Origin of the sequence: Pseudoalteromonas caenipelagi (assembly GCF_013140855.1) — a bacterium.
In the GTDB taxonomy this organism is placed as follows: domain Bacteria; phylum Pseudomonadota; class Gammaproteobacteria; order Enterobacterales; family Alteromonadaceae; genus Pseudoalteromonas; species Pseudoalteromonas caenipelagi.
This window is the reverse complement of sequence record NZ_JABBPG010000001.1, coordinates 175926-197980: the sequence shown is the minus strand read 5'-3', so window position 1 is coordinate 197980 and position 22055 is coordinate 175926. Positions and strand designations below refer to the sequence as shown.

The 22055-nt window shown below is 42.1% G+C and carries 2 protein-coding genes; both read right to left on the bottom strand.

The features are described 5' to 3' along the window. Positions 1-30 precede the first annotated feature (30 nt). Positions 31-12129, bottom strand: a complete 12099-nt coding sequence (locus tag HG263_RS00805) for a non-ribosomal peptide synthetase (protein WP_171624189.1) — start codon at positions 12127-12129, stop codon at positions 31-33. Continuing rightward, positions 12126-22055 (bottom strand): non-ribosomal peptide synthetase, encoded by a 9930-nt coding sequence (locus HG263_RS00800; RefSeq protein WP_171624188.1) that lies wholly within the window; start codon positions 22053-22055, stop codon positions 12126-12128. The genes HG263_RS00805 and HG263_RS00800 overlap by 4 nt, the downstream gene beginning before the upstream one ends.

Genomic DNA, 22055 nt, shown 5'->3' with positions numbered 1-22055 from the left:
GTACAATGTAGAACAAATATTTTACAACTGTTAATTCAAAACGTAATTCTTTTCTAAAATCTTCACAACCGCCGCTACATGCGATTTTTGCAGTATGCTCAAATGATTACCTTCAACTTCATAGGTCTCTACAGCGCCACATAATATGCTCCACCCCATATCAGGTTTAATATCTTGACCTTCAAAATGACTCGTCTGAGTAGCTTTTATCACAGCGGTGGCGGATGTAGCTTCAATAGGCTGAAGCTGTACTGGTGCATTCAGCTGCGCAGCAAACACTTTGGCAAACCTGCTGAGCTGTGAAATTGAAAAGTGATATCCTGCGGCGTTTATAACTTTAAATATCCAGCGTAATCTTTGCTCAGGCTTAAGCGCGCTATAGTCTTGTTGCTGAGTGTCAGATAATGATATATAGAAGAACTCTAAGATGTTGTCCACCATAAGTTGACTGCACTGTTCATCGTTGATTGGCGTATGTACAGTCACAGGTAATGGCGTATCTATTACGGTTAGTGACAATTCAAACTGGGCCGCTTTTTGCGCTGCCTGCCTAACTATTTCATAGCCGATAAAACTACCAAATGAATGTCCAATAATGTGCGCGTTACACACACCTGCTTTTTCTAACTCAGACAAATAATGCGAGGCCGTTAAGGTTACAGAATTAATCGTCTTGTCTTCATCTACTATTTTATCTGGCTGTAAACCATAGACAGGGATACGTTCATCAAGGCCTTGCACTAAGCTTTGAAATGCCATTAATAGACCTCCCGCCCCTGCTATTAAAATAATTGGTGTGTAACCCTGCTGCCCTGTTTGTAAACATAAAACAGCTTTATCCTCTAAGGCCACTGATGTACGTCTAATTCGCTTTTGTAACGCATTACTAAGCGTTGCAATTGTTCGATTTTCAAATATCAGCTCTATGGGTAAATCGAGATCGAGTTCATCACTAAGTTCACCAATCAAACGCATCGCAATTAAAGAGTGGGCACCTAGCATAAAGATATCTTCATGCATGTTGATATTCTCTACATTAAGTAGCTCTTCTAATCGAGCTGATAGCGCCCGTTGTAGCGGTGTTTTATGTTCACTCTCTGAGCGTCGTTGTTTTCTATTAATGTTTTGTGCTAAAGCTGCGAGCTGCTTTTTATCTACTTTTCCGTTATTTGTAAGTGGTAAACTATCTAGTAATTTGAAGTGTTCCGGTAGCATGTATTGGGGTAATCGCTCAGACAAAGCTTGGCGAACATCGCTAAGACTTATGTTGGCGATACAGCTTATCAGAAATGCCACCAATTGATTTGCACCATTACTATCTTGTCGTATCACCACTGCACATTGCGCAATGTGTTTATTGAGTAACAAATTGCGCTCAATCTCTGCAAGCTCTATACGATAACCTCGCACTTTCACTTGCTCATCTAAACGGCCTAAATATTCTACTTCTGCGTTGGCGTTTATTCTTACTCTGTCGCCGGTTTTATACCACCTTTGACCGTTTGCCTTGTCGTAAATAAAGACACTATCTGTTTTTGCTTTATCTGCTAAATACCCTCTGGCTAAACAAACACCCGATATATATAACTCGCCAACCATGTACTCAGGTAATACACGTCCATGTTTATCAAATATTGCAAGTGTAGCCCCTGCGACTGGCAGACCAATCGACAATCGTTCGTTGTGTAAGTGCGTCACATCTTTTAGCGTTGCTGATATTGTCGCTTCCGTTGGGCCGTAGGCGTTAATTAAGCGAATTGATTCACCGTAATGTTGCTGCCACACATTCAGTGCGCCCGTTTGCATCTGCTCCCCCCCTATGGTGATCAATCTTAGCTGAGCACCTAAATCAACACGCTCCTTAGCTAACATGTGCCAATATGCCGTTGGTAAGCTCATTAATGTAAGGGAACATTTGCTAGAAACTGTTGCCAAACCTCGGGCTGTTAACAATTGATTTGTGTCTGCCATTACAAGTGTGGCGCCATTAAGTAGCGAGCAAAATACTTCTTCTGCAAACACATCAAAGCTACAACTGGCAAACTGCAAATAATTATCTGTGTGCGTAATGCCGTAACATTTACTCAAAAATGCCACATAATTGAGAACACTACTTTGTTCCACCATCACTCCTTTAGGAGTACCCGTTGTGCCTGATGTATAGATCACGTAACACAGGTTGTCACCACGGCTATCTATATTTGGGATAGGCAAGTCAGGAACATTTGACGAAAGCGTGTTTAGATCAATTATCTTGGCTGCCGGTAATTTGCCCTGCCAGTCTCTGTCAATTGTTATCAATGCGGCGATACCTGCATTGTCAGCCATGTAATGGCGACGAGCATGAGGTAATTGTGGTGAAATAGCCAAGTAAGCAGCGCCAAGCTTCAAGCAAGCTACAACCGAGATAACTAGTTCAAAACGCTTATCTAAACAAATTGCAATAATGGGTTGCTGAGCATATTGCCCAAGCTGTTGGTGGATGTAACTGGCAAGCTTTTCTGCGCGCTCATTCAATTGCGCGTAATTCATTTCTATACAGTCGTGTGAGTTATAAAACTGTAGCGCTGGTTTATTTGGGTATAACGCCACCATTTGCTCAAAGCGCTGCACTAAGCTGTCGGTTTGCTCAAAACTAACTATTTCATTGCTCAGCAATGTCGTATTGAAAGTGTCTAATGTGCTTTGATGCAGCTGCTCATCAGCTAACAAAGGTAGCTTACATAAAGGTACATCAGGTTGCGTAACGAATAGACGCAATAAATGGCACAATGTTTCTAGGCTTTGCTCTACAACTTTATGGGTAAATAGGCTTAAATCATAGCAAAGACTTAATGTTAACCGCTCTGAATCTCCAATAACCAACGTCAGTGGGTAATGTGTATGGTCTACAAATTGCTGACTTTGGACTTCAAATGGGACCTCATCGGCGTTATCAAGCGGTGCTGTTGGATAATTTTCAAACACATATAATGCATCGAACAGCTCACTACCATTATCAATATTACTCCAGTCGTGCACCTGTGTCAGTGCGCTATGGCAATATGTTGCAAGCTGTAAATGGTTTTGTTTAACCCGATTTAAGTAGACTAACGCACTATCATTTATATCAACATCTAGCTTTACCGCTTGGGTATTTATATATAACCCAACACGTTGCTCAACATCCGTCAAATCTGAAGGTCTACCAGAGATGGTTTGACCAAATAGCGCATAATCACTGTCACAACAAATACTCAGCCAATAACCCCAAACACCTTGCAGAATATGATTAAGCGTAAACCCTTGTGCTTTAGCAAATTGATTCAGCTGGGACCTTAATTGCGAGTCAATTGCAATATCAATTTGAGCCACTTTACGCTCATCTAGCGTATGGTCACAGGTGATATGTTTGACCAACAACGTTGGCTCATCAACACCCGATAAATAGCTCTGCCAAAACGCCTGCTCAGCACTGCCGTTTTGTTTTTGCAGATACGCAATGTAATCTTTGAATTTATCTTCTTTAATTTTGACAGTTTGACCACCTATTCGAGCACTATAGTAGGACAATAGGTTGGCAAATAATGTTGGCTGTGACCATCCGTCCATTATTAAATGATGATAAGTCCAAATGAACCCATAACGATTACCTAATAACGGCACCAACCGCAGTCGCATACAAGGCGCTACGGTTAGGTCTATCCCTTCACTGTACTCAAGCTCTGCTAGCGTTTTAAGATACTCATGTTCAGCCATACCACTGAGTAAAAACAGCTCGGAATCATCAATTTGTAATGGTAATTCCACGCTTTCTATTACCACTTGTAAAGGTTCGTCCGTTGCCTTGATAAATGCGGTTCTTAATATACTGTGCGTTTTTAACAGACATTGCCAAGCGTAACTGAACGCTTCAACGTCAAACGCGCCATCAAACACCATAGAAACTTGCTCTAGATACGGCACATCTTTACTAAATGCATTACGTTGACTCACCAGCCACATGCCTTTTTGCAGCATACTAAGTGGGTAAATGTCGGCAATAATTTGGTGATTATAAGGCGCAATCAGCTTGTCTAATTGAAGCCTAGAAACGCCCGCTAATAAGTTAAAATCACTTGGCGTATATTGACGAAGCTGAGTATTCGAGCAATGCGCAACTACTGCCTTTAAGCTCTCTTCTAAATGGGTTGCTAATTTTTCAATGTCTGCACTATCGAGCCTGTTAGCGTCGTAATCAAAGTTAAACGAGAGCCTGCCATTGTTGATGGCTGCGGTGATCTGTAGGCCATAATACAGATGATTACGGTCACTGTGTAAAGCGCCGACTTCCTCGTTGGCACCAGCTATCAGAGCGTCATTATTTATCGCATTGTCTAGCTGCCCTAAATAATTAAAGAAAATTTTATCCTGGCTATTAATATGCAATGACTGGCGGATATCTTGTGATTGATGGCCATAACGCAGCGCACCATAGCTACTGGCAATGTCCGTCACATACGCGAGCTGTTCTTTAACAGTGCAAATTACTTCATGTAAAGAGGCTGCATTACTAAATAGGTGAAATGGATACATGGCTGTTAGCCAGCCGATACAACGCTCAGCTTTAACGGCCTTGTTGAGCATTTCTCGACCATGGCCTTCAAGCATAATAATTTGTGAACGCGTTTGATAATGCACCATAGCGCACCACTGTAATGCACTAAGTAGTAGCACCTGCACAGAAGTGTTATAAGCCATATTGGCATCTTGAACCAACACATCGGTTAATTGCTCAGAACAAACATGCTTATATGTTGTCGCTTTTGGTGTTTCTCCATCTGTTAGCTTTCGCAACTGCAACATAGAGACACTATCTGCACCACGCTCAACAAGCGATTGCCAATGCCCCAGAAAATCTTGCTGCTGCGCCAGATCTAAGTAAAATTGACTCACCTGATAGAGTGATGCGGTGCGTTTTGGTAACACTATTTGCTGATCATCAACAGCACGTTCGCAAGCGTGCTGAAAGTCTTCTAGCAACAAACGCCACGAAACACCGTCAATGATCAAGTGATGCGCAACAATCAGCAGTCTGTTATGAGATTCGTCTTGGGGAGTTTTGAAAAAACAAACTCTAAACAGTGGCTTGTTGATAAACTCAAAGCTTTGCTGCGCTTTATTCGCTATTTGTAATAAATCACACTGCCATTGACGACTTTCACGCAAGTCAGATCCTTGCCATATTTCATGGCTGTGCACTCGCGCTTGTACTGCCAACTCATTGTGACTATTAACAGTCAAACGCAACGCATCATGTAATTCAATTATGCTATCTAAGGCTAGTTGCATATGCCCGACGCCTAGAAGTTTATCCGTCGATAACAGTAACGCCTGATTCCAATGCGTTGGTTTTTCAAATGCTTGTTCAAAAAACCACTTTTGTATGGGTAAAGGGGCAATCGGCCCACTATGCGAAGAGACTGCGTCGGCACTAGAAGACGCTATTTGCGACCCTTTAATATGTTCAGCAAGACGGCCAACGGTGTTGTAGTTAAACACATCAGCCACAGATATTTCTATGCCTAATGCACGAGAGCGACTCGCTATTTGAATACTTAATATCGAATCCCCACCAAACGCAAAGAAGTCATCATCGAGCCGTAAGTGCTTCGTATTCAATACGTTGTGATATAAGTTTAATAGCTTCCCTTCTAGGGTCTCAGAATTGTGATGTTTATCTACTGTTTGTAGCTCATCGCGAATTTGCGGGTTGAGTGTACTGACCAGGTCATTTAAAGCGTGATGGTCAACCTTACCATGAGGTGTTAATGGTAACGACTCAAGCGCGATATAGTGGCTGGGATGCATGTATGCCGGTAGCTTGGCTGATAAATGGCTTTGCACAACCTGCACAACGCGCTCCTTAGTAAACAAGGCTGCATCGAAACACAAAAATGCCACCAGCTGCTTTACACCACTTGCTAAGGAGCAAAGCTGAACGACGCATTCGTCAAGCTCAAGGCAAGATAAAAGAACCTGCTCGATCTCTCCAAGCTCGATTCTATAGCCTCTTAATTTAACTTGATTATCAAGGCGCGAAATATAAGCTATCTTGCCATTTTCATTTAACCTTACCAGATCCCCTGACTGATAGGCCCTAACATGTTGCCCAGTAGGTGTATCTAACATCACAAAGCGTTTCTGAGTAAGTTCTGCTAAGTTCAAATACCCGCGAGCCAAACCCAACCCTGCGATGTATAACTCACCTATCATCCCCGCAGGCACTGGTTGTTTATTCTTATCAAGAATATACAAATAAGTATTATCTATCGGTTCGCCGATATCTGGCACTTTATTAGATAATGTGACAACCCCTGAAGTGGTCACGACCGACGCCTCTGTCGGGCCATAGTTATTAATGATAGAAAATGGCAGTGAAGACACATCAATGCGATTAAGTTTATCTCCTCCAACCAACAAATAAGTCAAATATTGAGGAGTGAAAGCATCATCTGCCAATATCGCCTCAGCAATTGGTGTAGCAAGAAAACAATGTGTTACTTTGTAATGTGTAAATAGTTGCGCGAGTTTATCTGGCGCATTTAATATAGGCTTAGGCACAGTTATAATGGCAGAACCTGCGCATAGATAGGGCCAAATTTCCCAAGCAGCTGCATCAAACGCAATATTTGCAGTTTGGCTTGCCACACTGTGATCGTTTACGTTAAAGCTGCGGTTATGCCAGTTGCATAGATTCATTAATCCACAATGTGGGATCATGACCCCTTTGGGGTTGCCTGTAGTACCTGATGTATAAATCACGTACGCAAGCTGCTGTGAATTTATTAAAGGCAGACAATGCTCGCTATGAACATGATTGATTATATCCTGCTCGGTATAGTAGTCATCTATACATATAATGCGAGAGGCTACGTTAGCAAGCACGTTAAATTTATCAATGTGATCACTGCGCGTTATCACAAACGCAGCACTGCAATCTTCGCTAATAAAGTTTATTCTATGTTGAGGATAATTAGGGTCAACCGGTACATAGCAGCCACCAGCTTTTAATATACCAAGCATGGCAACAATCAGATCTGAACCAAAAGGCATGCTTACTACAATGCATTGTTCGTGCTTGACCCCCTTGGCAATTAAATACTGCGCTAGTTCATTACTACGCTGATGTAGCCATTTATAACTGACATGTTGATTTGTATCTGAGTCAATAAGCGCGGTACGCTCTTTATCAGCACTAGCCATTTCAATAAATTCATCTAATACCGTACGGGAGTAAGCTTCATCAGTGTGACGACCTTGAATAACTAGTTGCTGAGACTGACATTTAGTGAGCAATGGCAAAGTACTTACCGCTGTGGCTGGTTGCTCTATAACTTGCTCAACCAATACTTTAAACGTGCTAGCCAACGATTCGATAGTTTGTTCGTCAAACAAGGCACTGTTGTATACCCAGTTAAAACGCAGTTGTGCATCGTCTTCATGACAACTTAATTCAATATCAAACTTCACATTCAGAGCATGCTCATCAATTGCTTCAGCGTGTATTCCTGGAAGTTTTAACTCGCTTTCAATCTGTGGATTAAGTGAAAACGTCAGCTGAAATACACTTTGATGGCTCAAGTCTCGAGTTAGTTTTAATCTTTCAATGATCTGCTCAAAAGGCATTTCTTTATGCATATGAATATCTTCAAGCAGATCTTTTTGTTGCGCTAACAAGCTTTCAAAACTGATATCATCGGTGAGCACGGTTCTGATTGGCAAAGTATTTACAAAAAAGCCAATCATATGTTCCAACTGAGTATGATTTCTGCCTGAAAAAGGAGCACCGATAACCACATCATGGCTATTACTAAATCGTGCTACGGTTAACGAAAATGCAGTATGTAACCAAGTAAACAAGGTTATGTCTAAGCGTTGGCAATGTGCGCGAATAGCCGCACCAAGCTGCTTGGAAAATTGCAGTTGATACAGCTTTGCTTTAGTAATCTGCTGTTTGGCTCTCGGACTATCCACTGGTAAGTGGTGCAAAGGTGGTGCACCATCAAGATGGCTTAGCCAAAATTGTGCGTGCTCATGCAGCTTTTCTGCGTTCATTACATCGCGTTGCCAAATAGCATAATCTCGATATTGAACAGACAACGGCGTTCTTAATCCCTCTGGCAAGGCATGCTTAAACGCGTAGCTTTGATAAAACTGCGTAAACTCTTTAACGAGTATATGCAAAGACTGTGCATCACTGGCGATATGATGCATATTCACTAGCAGTCTATGTTTATCGACGCCCAGCTTTAGTAAGGTAACACGCAGCATAATATCTTGATTTAGCTTAAATGGCGTTTGTCTATCGTCCCTGAGTATTTTTAGCCACAATCTTTCTTGCTGCTCGTTTGTCAGTTCATTTGCATCAACATAGTTCACAAGCTCATCATAGGATTGTTTGATTTGCTGGTACGGCTGCCCTTGTTTTGAACATACAAAACATGTTCTTAATACTTCATGACGCTCAACTATCGAATACCAGGATTGGGTAAACGCATCTATGTTTAGCTGCCCACACAGTTCAAAGGCTGCGCTCATATGATATTCAAGACTACCTTGTTGAATTTGATCGATGCTCCACAAACGTTGTTGCGCAAAAGACAAAGGTATATCGCCATGATGCTCGCGACTCGTTAATTTCAATTGCTCAGAAGTCTGTCCGATATAATGGTGATTATGTTGTGCGATTTGTGCTAATGACTTAACTTCTGGACGTTGGAATAAATCTTTGAGTGTTACATTTAATTTGGCTTTTTCACGCAACTGAGTGATTGCTTGTGTTGCCAATAAAGAATGCCCACCTAGTCGGAAAAAGTGATCGTCACGGCCGACACTGTCTAATTGTAATATTTGAGCAAAGCAATCCGCTATTTGCCTTTCAAACTCAGTATTTGGCGCGTTGAAAGGCTGTGGCTGAGGTGTCGATGTTGCTAGTGCCAATAATGCCTTTTTATCTACTTTACCGTTACTTGTCAGAGGCATGCTGGCAACCGAAGTTATGCTTGTAGGCAACATAAACTCCGGTAGAGTTTGCCTTAGATAGTGCTGGATCTGCGCTGTTAAATCTTCAAAATGCGCCTCTTTGGCTAACACAACAAATGCACAAATTGATGAGCCGAGTGCTTCATCTTGTTTGAGCAAAGTAACGACTTCTAAAAGCCATGGGTGAGTGCGAAGTTGGTTTTCAATTTCACCAAGCTCAATACGATAGCCCCGTACTTTTACTTGGTCGTCAATTCGACCTACATAGACTAGCTCGCCATTGCAAAGGGAGCGAGCAAGATCGCCAGTTTTATAAAGCCTGCTGGCGTGTTCACTATATGGATTAGTGATAAATCGCTGCTTATTAAGATCTTCTTTTTGCCAATAGCCGCGACAAACACCTTCACCACCCACATATAATTCGCCAATTGCACCATAGGGCAAAGGCTGTAAATGCTTATCAAGCACATAACAAGATGTGGTAGGTATTGGCTTACCTATGTTGCTGGTACCTTGTTCAATGTCTTTATGCGTTATTTGTTTATAAGTAACATGTACGGTTGTTTCGGTGATGCCGTACATATTAATGAGTTTGCTATCAGTAAATTGCAGCGCCCAAGGCTTTAATTTAGCAGGTTGTAGCGCTTCACCACCAAAAATAACATAACGAATACGGTTTTTCGCTTGCAGCGCCCTATCGAGTTTGAGCATGTTATCTTGCAGAACATAAAACGCGCTAGGGGTTTGATTTAAAACTGTGACTTTTTGCTCAATCAGTAATTTTGCAAATGCTTCGCTATCTTTGCAGGCCTCTTTACTAACAACAACAAGTCGGCCACCAAATAGTAAAGCGCCGTACATTTCCCACACAGAAAAATCGAAGCAAAACGAATGAAATAAGGTCCATACGTCATGTTCATTAAAATCAAACAAATTGGGATTAGTAAAAAGTAATCGCACAACATGGCGATGCTCAATTTGTACACCTTTTGGCCGCCCTGTCGTACCCGACGTATAAATCATATAGGCCAGATTTTTCCCCGAGATTGGCATTCTCAGGTTAGCGTTGCCGTTATGAATGCTACTTGTTTCAGCCTCGCTAATATTAATCACCTGCATGCCAAAAAAGTCAAAAACGGCGGCACTTGTGCTGTCGCAGATTAACACATCCCCACCAACATCCTTGATGATGTATTCAATACGGTCAGCGGGATAATCAGGGTCGATTGGCACATACGCACAGCCCGCTTTTAAAATAGCAAGCAAGGTGACGACCATATCAACATTACGTGTCACACTCACAGGTATAAGCTGCTCTGCCTTTACTCCATGATCTATGAGTAAATGAGCCAATTGATTAGCCCGATAATTAAGTGCTTGATAAGTTAACGTCGAGTTTTCATCTACGAGTGCTATTTGCTCAGGGTAACGCGTTACTTGGCGCTCAAATATCTCAACAAGATGAGTATCTGACGGCCACTGTACCTGTGTGCATTGAGGTTGCTTTAATATCTGCAGAGTTTGCTGTTCGTCTAACAAGGGTATGTGCACACAAGGCGTGTCTGGATAAACACAAACATGCTCTAACAACACTGCAAAACTGTCTGCCCAGTGCACAATTGTGTCTAAGTCGTACAGTGCATCATCAAATTTCCAATTAAGTAATATGCCTTGCTCTGATAACTGCACATTCAGTTCTAAATCACACTTAATTGCACACTGGTGATTAGTTTTGGGTTTGACCTCTTCAATGGTTAAGTTAGGTAATACAAAATGACTGTCGCTGGCTTGTTCTAGAGTAAACAAAATCTGAACCAACGGATGGTGACTTAAATCGCGTTTGCACCCCAGCGCATCAACCAACTTATCAAACGGCACAGCTTGATATTCAAATGCCTCGAGTATGGTGTGTTTTTGTTTCTCTAACCAATGACTAAATTGACTCTCATCATCCAGTGAAGCTGGGATCACTATGGTATTGGCAAATAAGCCGATTAAATTGTTAAGCTCAGGGTGGTTACGGCCCAAAACAGGTGTGCCCAGTGCGACTTGTTCATTTTGGCTAATACGACCAATAAACAACATAAAGCAACTAAGCACCCACATGAATGACGTAACGTGATGCTGCGCTACTTGCTTTAACAACGTTTGAGCGAGTTCACCATCGAGCATTTGGCGGTATATTTGTCCACTCGTAGATTGTACCGATGGCCTTGGTCTATCCGTAGGCAGTGATAATATCGGGTCCAAATCAGCAAGTTTGCTACGTAACTTCGCTACTGCGCTATTTAAATATGCGTCGTTTAAAGTTTGCCTTTGCCACAGCACGTAATCGGCATATTGAATGGGTAATGGTGGCCCTTCATAAGCCTTATCTTCAAGTAGTGCGCTGTAGTGAGTTTCAAGCTCACTAACCAAACATAGCAAAGACGCACCGTCGGAGATGATATGGTGCATGTTAAAGGTAAGCCAATATTCATCATCAAGACATATGAGTAACACACGTAACAAAGGCCCTTGTTCAAGATCAAGAGGCTCTTTTTTAAAACCCTCGATTAACTGTTCCGCTTCAGCCAATAGTTTTTCTTTAATTTGTGCATGCTCTAAATCAACATGGCTTTTGCCTTCGCTAATATTAACAGCAACAAATGGTACAGATATGTCAGGTGAAATAATTTGCTGTGGTACACCTTGTTGATCAACGACAACGCGTGTCCTGAGTATTTCATGCCGCTGCACAACTTGCGCTATTGCTCGCTCAAATAACTGAACTTTAAGATATCCCCGCATCTTAAACACAGCTGACATATAATATTGCTCACCACCTTGTAATTGCTCAACGAACCAAAGCCCTTCCTGTGCATAGCTTAATGGGATCTTTGCGGGTCTTGGATATGGCTTTAACTGCTCCTTGGTGTATGCCTGATTCATTTGCTGAGCTTGTTTGCGCGTAACAAAATACTCAATAATCTGAGCTTTATGGGCAACAACCTTTGCCTTTAACTCTGGTGGAAAGTCACGTGTTTGTTTGAACGCCAATCCACCATTTTTTTCATACAAAGTGACACCTGCTGCAAGTGCTTCGCCGATTAAGTTTTCAATTTGTATTGTCTGCTCATTCATCATAAAAACATCTCTTCAGAAGTATCACTGGTGCTATCTTGGGGATTAATATTTTCAGCCGCTTGATTGATTGCGTACCACTGTGACAACGCTGCAATCGTTGGACGTTCAAATAGTACTTTGACTGGAATGTCTATATTGAGCTGCTCTTTAATTATGGAAGCACATTGTGTTGCCAATAAAGAATGCCCGCCAAGTGCAAAAAAGCTATCTGTGATACCAACACTTTGCACATTAAGTAGCGCGGCAAAAATCTCTGTGAGCGAGGTTTCTAATTCGTTACGTGGCGAAACTTTTTGTGTAATTAGCTCACTTTCATTGCTGATTAATTGCAACTTTTTAGTGTCGACTTTGCCATTTATGGTAAGCGGCACAGCATTTAGAGCTATCACTTTGTTCGGTTGCATGTAATGAGGCAAAAATTTAGCAACATGCTGTAATAACGGCTCAAGCTGCTCTTGACTTAACACGTAGTAGGGTTTGTCTTTTGGACTGTTGCCATCTTCTTTGAGGACGACAAATGCTTCAAGTGCTTCTTGTTGTTGGTTTAACAATACAACCGCTTGCTCAACCTGTGGCACCTGAGTTAAGTGATGCTCCACTTCACTTAATTCGATTCGATAGCCCCTGAGCTTCACTTGATGGTCATAGCGGCCGTAAAACTGTAATTGCGTCGGCTCACCTTGCTCGTCAGTTAACCAACGAACTTTATCGCCACTACGATAGTAACGAGTTGCACTATTTTTACCTGGTAAGGTCATAGACACAAATTTGTCTTTGGTTAGTGCCTGATTATCGAAGTAACCCTGCGCTAAGTTTGCTCCAGATATATATAGCTCACCACAAACACCAAGCGGCACTAGCTGTTGATGCTCATCAACTACTAACAGGTGCGTGTTCATTATTGCTCGTCCGATAGGTACGTTATGCTCTCCTTGGGTGATCAGCTTTTGGATATCATCTTTATTAACGCTGTAAACACAAGTACCTACCGTCGCCTCTGTCGGACCGTATTCGTTAACCCATAAACAATTGGGTAATACGTGAGCGAACTGCTCTAGTAACTGAACACTCAGGGCTTCACCGCCAACTACCATTACATGGGTGCTTAACACTGGCTGCGCGGGAAGATAATTTAGCAGCGCTTGTAAGTGTGCGGGCGTGAGTTTAAACAACCCTGACGTTGGTGAGAAAACCTGACTCGCTAAAGTATCTATAAGCGTGTCATCGTCAGGCAGTACCATAACAGCAACGCCACTAAGCAATGGTGCCCATATGCTGGTCACCGAAGCATCAAAAGCCAAAGGCGTGCTCAAAACGGATACTTTTTGTCGCTCACCTAAATAGTGTGCTTGGGCGTGATTTAAATAGACGCTAATATTTGCATGGCTAATAGCCACGCCTTTAGGCTGTCCTGTTGTACCTGATGTGTAGATAATATAGGCAAGATCATCTGCCGCTACTTTAACCTCGGCACTGAGCACATCCGTTATATTGCGCTGTGTCAATTCATCTATATTTGCTACAGCGATTGCAGCCTGTTCACAATACTCAGCGATACCAAGTTGCTGAGTTTGCGTATTGGTCACTAAGCAACTGACGCGTGCATCTTGAATGATAAAATTAGCGCGTTCAATTGGTAATTTAGGGTCAACTGGCACATATGCAGCCCCCACATACCACGTAGCAATGACTGCTACAATCATATCGCTTGAGGCAGGCAAACAAATCGCTACCCTATCGCCTTTTTCAACATTGTTAGCCCTTAACAACGCGGCCAGTTGCAGCGCTCTTTGCTGTAATTCAAAGAAACTTAACTGCATGCCACTGGACGTTATCACTGCCACATCATCAGCGCAGCGAGTCATCACTTGATTAAGTTGCGTAACCAATGAATGCACCTCATCGCAACGGTTTTCATCATCGCTTTGGTTCGGAGCAAAAAGGTTTGCAAGATACAGCTGCTGCTCTGGTGTGTTCAAAGGGACTGTGGCGATGTTCAAACTAGGCGTTTCAAGTAACGCCGTAATCATTACGCTGAACGAGTCAGCCAGTTGTTTGATACTGGTTCGTTTGAATAACGATGTTGCAAAATTCCATTGCAGTTCAATACCCGAATCTCGCTCAATGGCATTAACTTCTAAGTCAAACTTCATGTTATGCGCTTGTGTAGGCAATTGAGTTATTTGAAGATCAGGGAGTTCAAACTCAGTTACTTCATTATTTTGCAGAGCAAATAAAATTTGGAACAAGGGCTGATGGGCTAAGTTTCGCTCAGGCTGTAACAGCTCAACTAGTTGCTCAAAAGGCACAGTCTGATGTTTAAATGCATCAACAATTACATTTTTTTGCTGCTGTAAAAATGCGGCAAAGCTCTGCGTCCCTTCAGTTTGCGCCCTAATTACCAGTGTATTAACAAAAAAACCAATTAAGTCAGAGACTTCCGACTGTTCTCTACCCGCAACTGGTGAACCAATTAATACATCTGAGGTTTGACTAAAGCGCATCACCAATAATGAAAACACACTGTGTAACCACATAAACAGGGTTACCCCTTGCTGAGCACACTGTTTATGGATAGCCTGCGTAATGCTAGGTGACAAATACTGAGTATACGTTTCACCCTCTAATTGCTGTAATGAAGGCCTTGGTTTATCCAAAGGCAATTGATGCAAACTTGGGATGTTCTGCAATTGATTTTGCCAATAGTTGAGCGAATTTTCTACCTCTTTTTGCTGTGCTAGCTGTCGTTGCCAATAAGCAAAATCAGCATATTGAATTTGTAATGGTTGACTTAATTTGGTTGGTAATTGAAAACCACTTTCACCATTAAAGTGGCGATAAAAAGCAATGAACTCTCTTACCAAAATGGCCATTGACCAACCATCGCTGGCAATATGATGCATGTTAAAGTGGATGTGATGGTGCTGCGCCGACAATTTAATAATCATCACGCGTAGCAATACATCGGTGGTTAAGTTGAACGGAGCTAAAAGCGCTTGTTTTTTTAAGTTTGCTATTTTGTCAGCGATTGCCTCATCATCGTTCGTCGATAAATCATGAACGACACACGGCACGTCAAACCGTTCATTTATGAGCTGCTCTGGTGCTTCGCCACTGCTGCCTGGCAAAATATGCGTTCTCAATACTTCATGGCGACTAATCACGGCGTTTAATGCTTGTTGAAAAGCATTGATATTCAGCACCCCTGTAAGTTCAAAACTAGCCGGCATATGATATTGGGTAGCGCCTTGCTGAACTTGCTCTATTAACCACAGGCGATGCTGAGCATAAGACAAAGGGAGGCGTTTTGAGCGAGACACTGAAACAATGATATTGCTGTCATCAATTAACGGGCATTGTTCTAAAGCCTCGGCAAGAGACAAAACACTTGGGGTTTTAAACAATTGCTCTAACGTGATATCAAAATTTTTGTCTGCTCGGATTTGACTAATGAGGCGAATTGCCAGCAGTGAGTGGCCACCTAATTCAAAAAAGCTGTCCTCCAACATCACATTGGGCGCTTGCAACATCTCGCTGTAAAGCTGCAACAAATAAGCTTGCAGCGCGGTTAAAGTGGCAAGCTCCATTTTTGCAGGCGGTTGCACTGCAGCATTAACAAACTGTGTATGTAACGCGGTTAAATCAACTTTGCCGTTAGGTGTCAGAGGTAAATATTCAACTTGGTTGAATTTACTTGGCACCATGTAAGCCGGTAACTTGTTTGCCAAGTGCTTTTTGAGCTTTTTAACGTCAAATGATGAGTGTGGCGTGACAACATAATGAGCACATAGAAATGCCCCGTCCACATCCATCGTTACTGCGCAATCAACAATCGCGTCAAATGCTCTGATGTGATGGCATAGCGAACCTGTATCAATACGATAACCACGTAGTTTAATTACATCATCAGAACGCCCACAGAACCTTATGTAACTGGGGACAATCCCATCCTTCGAGTACCATTTAACAATATCTCCCGTGCGATAGAAGCGTTGCTTTACAGTCCCTTCTTTGAAAGGTACGCGGATATCTACAAACTTTTTATCATTTAATGGGGTTTGATTTATATATCCTGGACTTACCACAGGGCCACAGATCAGCAGCTCACCAGGCGTGTTAAATGGGGCAAGCTGATCAAATTTATCAACCACTATCATGCCAACCTGCTCGATAGGTAAACCAATAGGCATATCAGGCAGTTTTTCTAGATCACGGAGCGAGAAATGCGGTTCAACGGTATAAATGCTCGATCCTACGGTCGTTTCGGTTGGTCCATATTCATTTATCCAACTAACTTGCGGAAGTCTATTTTTTAAGGAGCTGATCAGTGAAACAGGCAGAGCTTCTCCCCCTACCACGACGATATGTTTACAATCATAATTAAATAAACCGTCAGATAGTGCTTGTATAGCCTGTAAATGAGCTGGTGTTAATTTAAATAACACGTTGTTAGGCGAATGAAATAACGCCTCTGTCAGTACTGAGAGCTGCGACGCATCGTCCGATAGAATGTTAACGGTTCCTCCGGTGATCAGCATCGGAATAAGCGATGTTACCGTAGCGTCAAAAGCAAGCGGCGTACTGACTATGGATTCTTTGAGCTCTTCAGTGTGCTCTATGTACTGTGTACAGGCATGTTGCAGATAAGCGTTTAGATTGCTGTAAGTGATAGCCACGCCTTTTGGTTTACCCGTAGAGCCCGATGTATAAATGATGTAGCAAAGTAGCTCATGAGCGTTGTGTGTATGGAACACTTCAGGGTAAGTTGCTGGATAGATACTAAAGTTGCCCTGTTGCTCAAAAATATCATCAAGCAATAAAAAGTCAGTACCACATTCAATCAATCTAGGTGCATCTGAACTTAGCGCTAAGATGAGCGTCATATTTGCATCATCGACGATAGTTGCTAGCCCATCTACTGGCGTGTCAATATGCAATGGCACATAGACGTGCTGCGCTTTTAATATGGCTATAACACCGAGCACCATATGCATACTGCTTGGCAACAAAATGCCGATTCGACTTTGAACAGAGAACTCCATTTCTAGTAAGCTATGCGCCAGTTGGTTAGACAACATGTCCAACTGAGCGTAGGTAAGCGAGGTATTGTTGTTTCGAACAGCAATATGATCGGGCTGTTGCTGGGCTAATAAGCTAAATTTATGCACCCAATTTGGAGCTTGCACAGCGTCAATTTCTACATAACGCGCATACTTCAACAGCTGCGCTTGTTCAACTTTAGAGCATACTTCTAGCTTAGCTAACTGGGTATCTGAGTGAGTTAAACACTGTTCGATAATATGACAATACTGTGCAAAAAAGCGTTCAATGCTCTTTTGATCCCACAGCGCGTTATCATACAGCCACTCTACAACTATCTGTTCGTGACTATCAATAACACTGACTTCTAAATCGAGCTTAGCTTGGCGAATTGGCGCATCAAGCAGTTCAACCTGTACCCCTTCTAGTTGTAACGCCTCGTTAATTTGATTATTGACCCTAAAAACAATTTGTATCAGCGGGTGAATGGCAATGTTTCGCTCAACATTTAACTGCTCAACGAGTAAATCGAAAGGGATAGATTGGTTTTGCAACGCTTCATTAAGCGTCTGTTTAAAAGAGCAAAGCGCTTGTGCAAAGGTATTATCTGGGTTGACCTCATTATACAACACCAGCGTATTGATAAAATTACCAATGAGTGGTTCAAATTCGCTCGTTTCTCTACCAGATACAGGGGTCCCTAAAGCGATTGTTTGCTGCTGTGATAAACGGCTCATCCATACGCCAAATGCGGTTTGTAATACCAAAAATAATGTATGCCCAGACGCTTTTATGTATTCACGTAATTTAGCTTCTAAACTGGCAGGCATCGCCTGACAATATAGCGCTCCACCAACGAGCGATTCGTTGCGTCGTGCTCTATCCGTCGGCAAGTCGTGTACTTTAGGAATGCCAGCCAGTTTTGTACGCCAGTAATCAAGTTCGTTTGTATTGTTGGCTGATTGAAATTGATGACGCTGCCAATAAACATAGTCAACATAACTGTTTGACAGTTGCTGGTATGATGGCAGCTCTCCTCTAATATGTTGAGCGTAAAATTGCGTTAGCTCTTTGCAAAGAATGTCGATTGACCACCCATCTGAGACAATATGATGCATAGTAACAATCAACACGTGCTCTGTATTTTGCAACCGAATCAACTGCCCGCGAATCATTAAATCTCGTTCTAGATCAAAACTGTGCTTATAGTCAGACTCAATCGTTTGCTCAATTCGGTTACTTTGATGATGAGCATCAAGTGCTGTTAAATCGTGAAATACTAACGAAAATTTTGCTAGCTCATTTTCGAATTGCAGAGCATCAGCACCTGATTCAACCTTATAGTTGAACTTTAGAATACGATGACGCTCAATGATGTTATTGAACGCGGCTTCTAGCGCATTACGGTCAAGCTCACCATGTAATTTAAATATCCCTTGCAAATTATATTGACTGCTATGGCCTTGAAATTGATCAATAAACCAAAGTCTTTGCTGTGAAAATGACAAGGGATGGTGAGTACCAAAGTGCACACTTTCATTTTGTTTGTAACCCTTATTGCTATTTTTGTCGGCACTGTCGATTTGTGCGCGCTGTAAACATTCAGCAAGCTCAGCTATCGTTGGATTTGCAAAAATTGTTTTGAGTGACAGCGATATTTCAAAACTATCTCTTACCCTGTTGAGTAGTTTCATCGCCAGTAAGGAGTGTCCACCGATAGCAAAGAAATCATCGTGTATACCAATTCGGGTGCGCCCGGTTAACTGCTCAAATATATTTGCTAGCGTCCTTTGCACGTCAGTGCTAGGTTCAACAAAGTTTGCACTATCCAATTGTAGAGGTTGTACGCTAAGCGCGTTGCGATCAATTTTACCATTTGCAAGCATAGGTAACTGTTCACACACAACAATCACACTTGGCACCATTGGCTCTGGCAAGTATAGTTTTAAATCCGCTGTTATATGCAGTTGTATTTGCGCAGTACTCAATCCATTTGGCTCAGGGACTACAAACGCCACAAGCGCTGCAGAGTCTGCTTGAGGTTTGCTGATGACAACGCCAGACTTAACTTGCGCCAAGGCATTTAACTTAGATTCAATATCTTGTAAATCAACTCTGAAGCCACGTATCTTAACTTGGTTATCCAAGCGGCCAAGATATTCAAGTTGCCCCGCATTGTTTAATCGCACCTTGTCTCCAGTACGATAAAAGCGCTGTCCTTGTATTGTCACAAAAGCGTCTGCATTGATTTCAGGTGCATTGATATAGCCTAACGCTACACTGTCACCACCGATGAATAGCTCTCCTGCGCTACCTGCCGGAACACTTTGTAAATAGCTATTTAGCACTTTTAAGTAAACATGAGAAAACCCGTTACCAATGCTATAGCTCCCCCAGTTGCTCTCGCTGTTCCACGCCAACTTATAAGCGCTCACCCCAATACATGTTTCAGTAGGACCATAGTGGTTATATATATGTGCATCTGGACAATAATCGCGGACTGCTTGGACCAAAGATTCAGTCAAAGGCTCGCCGCCTAAAACCCATTGCTTGACCACTGTTGAGGATTTCTGTTTGATGGCTAACGGCAATATTTCATTGGCAAAAGAAGGTGTGATCTTAACTAAATTTATTTGCTGTCTTTGTAGCTCATTGACAATAAATTGCGGCTCAAGCTGTGATTGCTTTGCTGCAAGAAATACAACACTTCCGCCATTCGCTAACACAGGGTAAATACCTGTTAAACACAGGTCAGTAGCAAGACCCGTCAGTACCGCAGACTTTGTCTGAGAGGTAAACTCTATAACTTCACCAACGCCCTGAATATAGCTCGCTAATGCTCTGTGCGGTACCATCACCCCTTTTGGCACACCGGTAGACCCGGAAGTAAACATAACATAGGCACAATCATCAGGTTTAGTATCAATACTTATGGGCCCTATGAATGCTTCGTTCGCGATGAGCGTTTCGTATGCATTCACCATAATTGATTCATCAGTGAGTTTTGCTGTGTCGTCGGCACTCAATACATCTGAATTAATGGTGATCAAATGGGTGCTGTTAGCTTGATTTAATACCTCTAAAATGCGTTTTAACGGCGTCCCCTGCTCAATCGGTAAATACGCAAGGCCAGCTCGCATTATTCCCAACATTGCCACTAAGCTATCCGCAGAGCGATTCACGAGCAATGCAACAGTTTTATCATCAGTATATCGCCTGTTATTTCTCAGGCCGCTGGCTAATTGCGCGCTCAGTGAGTCTAACTCTGCGTAGCTATATTTATTGTCACCGTCGTCATATAAGGCGACCTTTTGAGGATGTTTTTTAGCTTGCTGTGTAATTAGCTCAACAATACTCACAAATTGTTGTTGTGTAGGTTGATGCGTTAAAAGCTGATCTGCCTTTTGCACACTGGGTAAGCTTGCGTGTGCAATACTTTGCTGATGTTGGTCACAAAATGCTTCTACAAGTGCGATAAAATCAGACGCAAACGTTTCTATGAACGCGCTATCAAATAACTGTGTGCTGTAATCTATATTTGCGGTTAAGCCCGAACCATTTCGTGACAGATTAAGCGTTAAATCAAATTTTGCACTGTGGTTATCAAGAGGAACTAGTTCAGCAGATAACCCATGCGCTGAAAGCTTATCTGTATCAACACCATTGTAATTAAACAGTACTTGAAATAAAGCTGAGTGTGCGCTCGATTTTGGTAAATTCAATGTTGAAATAATGTCTTCTAGTGCAACATTTTGGTTCGCTAAAGCATGTTTAGCCATGTCCTTAACCATAGCGGCAAGCTGCGCAAAAGTAACTGACTGTTCAAGCCTAACTCGCATCGGTAAGGTGTTGATGAAACACCCAATCATATCTTCAAACTCAGTTTGAGTGCGATTTAAAACGGGCACACCTAAAGTGATATCTTGCTTATGACTATAGCGATACAATAAACCATAAAAAACGCTTAAAAAGCCAACAAATGGTGTTATTTCGATGTGCTGGCAGCGTTGCTCAAAGCGTGACAGCAAATCATTAGCAACCGTAAAATAAATGGTGTCGCCGTCATAATTTTTACTCGCCGAGCGAGCATGACAAGTTGGTAGCTCAAACAACTCAAGACTGCTAAGTTGGTTTTGCCAATAAGCAAGCTGCTTTTGATAATCGTCAGTTTGTCTAAATTGCGACTCCCAATACACATAATCTCTATATTGCAAGGGGTTATCATTGGCAGCAGTCCGTTCGCTCAATTCTTCTAACAAGGCTTGAACAAATAAACCAACCGACCAGCCATCAGCAACAATATGGTGCATCGACAAATACAACCATTGCCCTTGCTCACCCGACTCGTCTGCAAATAAAGTCCCCCTAATGAGCAGCTCATTTGCTAAATCAAAGCAGTATGTCAGCTCATTATGTAGTTGTTTAATTAAACTCGTTTTTGAGGTGTTAGGGTCAGTTGGTCGTACAGTTAAGCTAAACTGATATTCTTCGTTTACTTTTTGAATCCCGCCACTTTCACTATCAAAGAAGTTGCTTCTTAAAATATCGTAACGAGACAACAAGCTATTTATTGCAAAGTTCAAGGCATTGGCAGAGATAGCACGAGAAAGCTTAATCAGACCGGCCATGTTATAAGCGTATGACTGCTGTTCATACTGAGAAATAAACCAGATCCTTTGCTGAGCGCTAGATAAATTCCCTTGTTTGTCGTCGTGCTGACTCATGTAACTTATCAGATGCTCTTTATTAGCCTTAATTTGGGCTAATAAAGCCTGAGGCACACTCTCTAGTTTTGTTCTTAGTTTTAGCTTGCCACCTTGCAGATATACATAAATACCACGACTATCTAAGTCAGCTAAAAATTCTTCTATTGCTATCGTATCCAT

What these genes read in the sequence shown, in the direction of transcription:
- HG263_RS00805 (WP_171624189.1), bottom strand. Translation starts at nt 12,129, where the DNA reads ATGATGAATGAGCAGACAATACAAATTGAAAACTTAATCGGCGAAGCA.
- HG263_RS00800 (WP_171624188.1), bottom strand. Translation starts at nt 22,055, where the DNA reads ATGGATACGATAGCAATAGAAGAATTTTTAGCTGACTTAGATAGTCGT.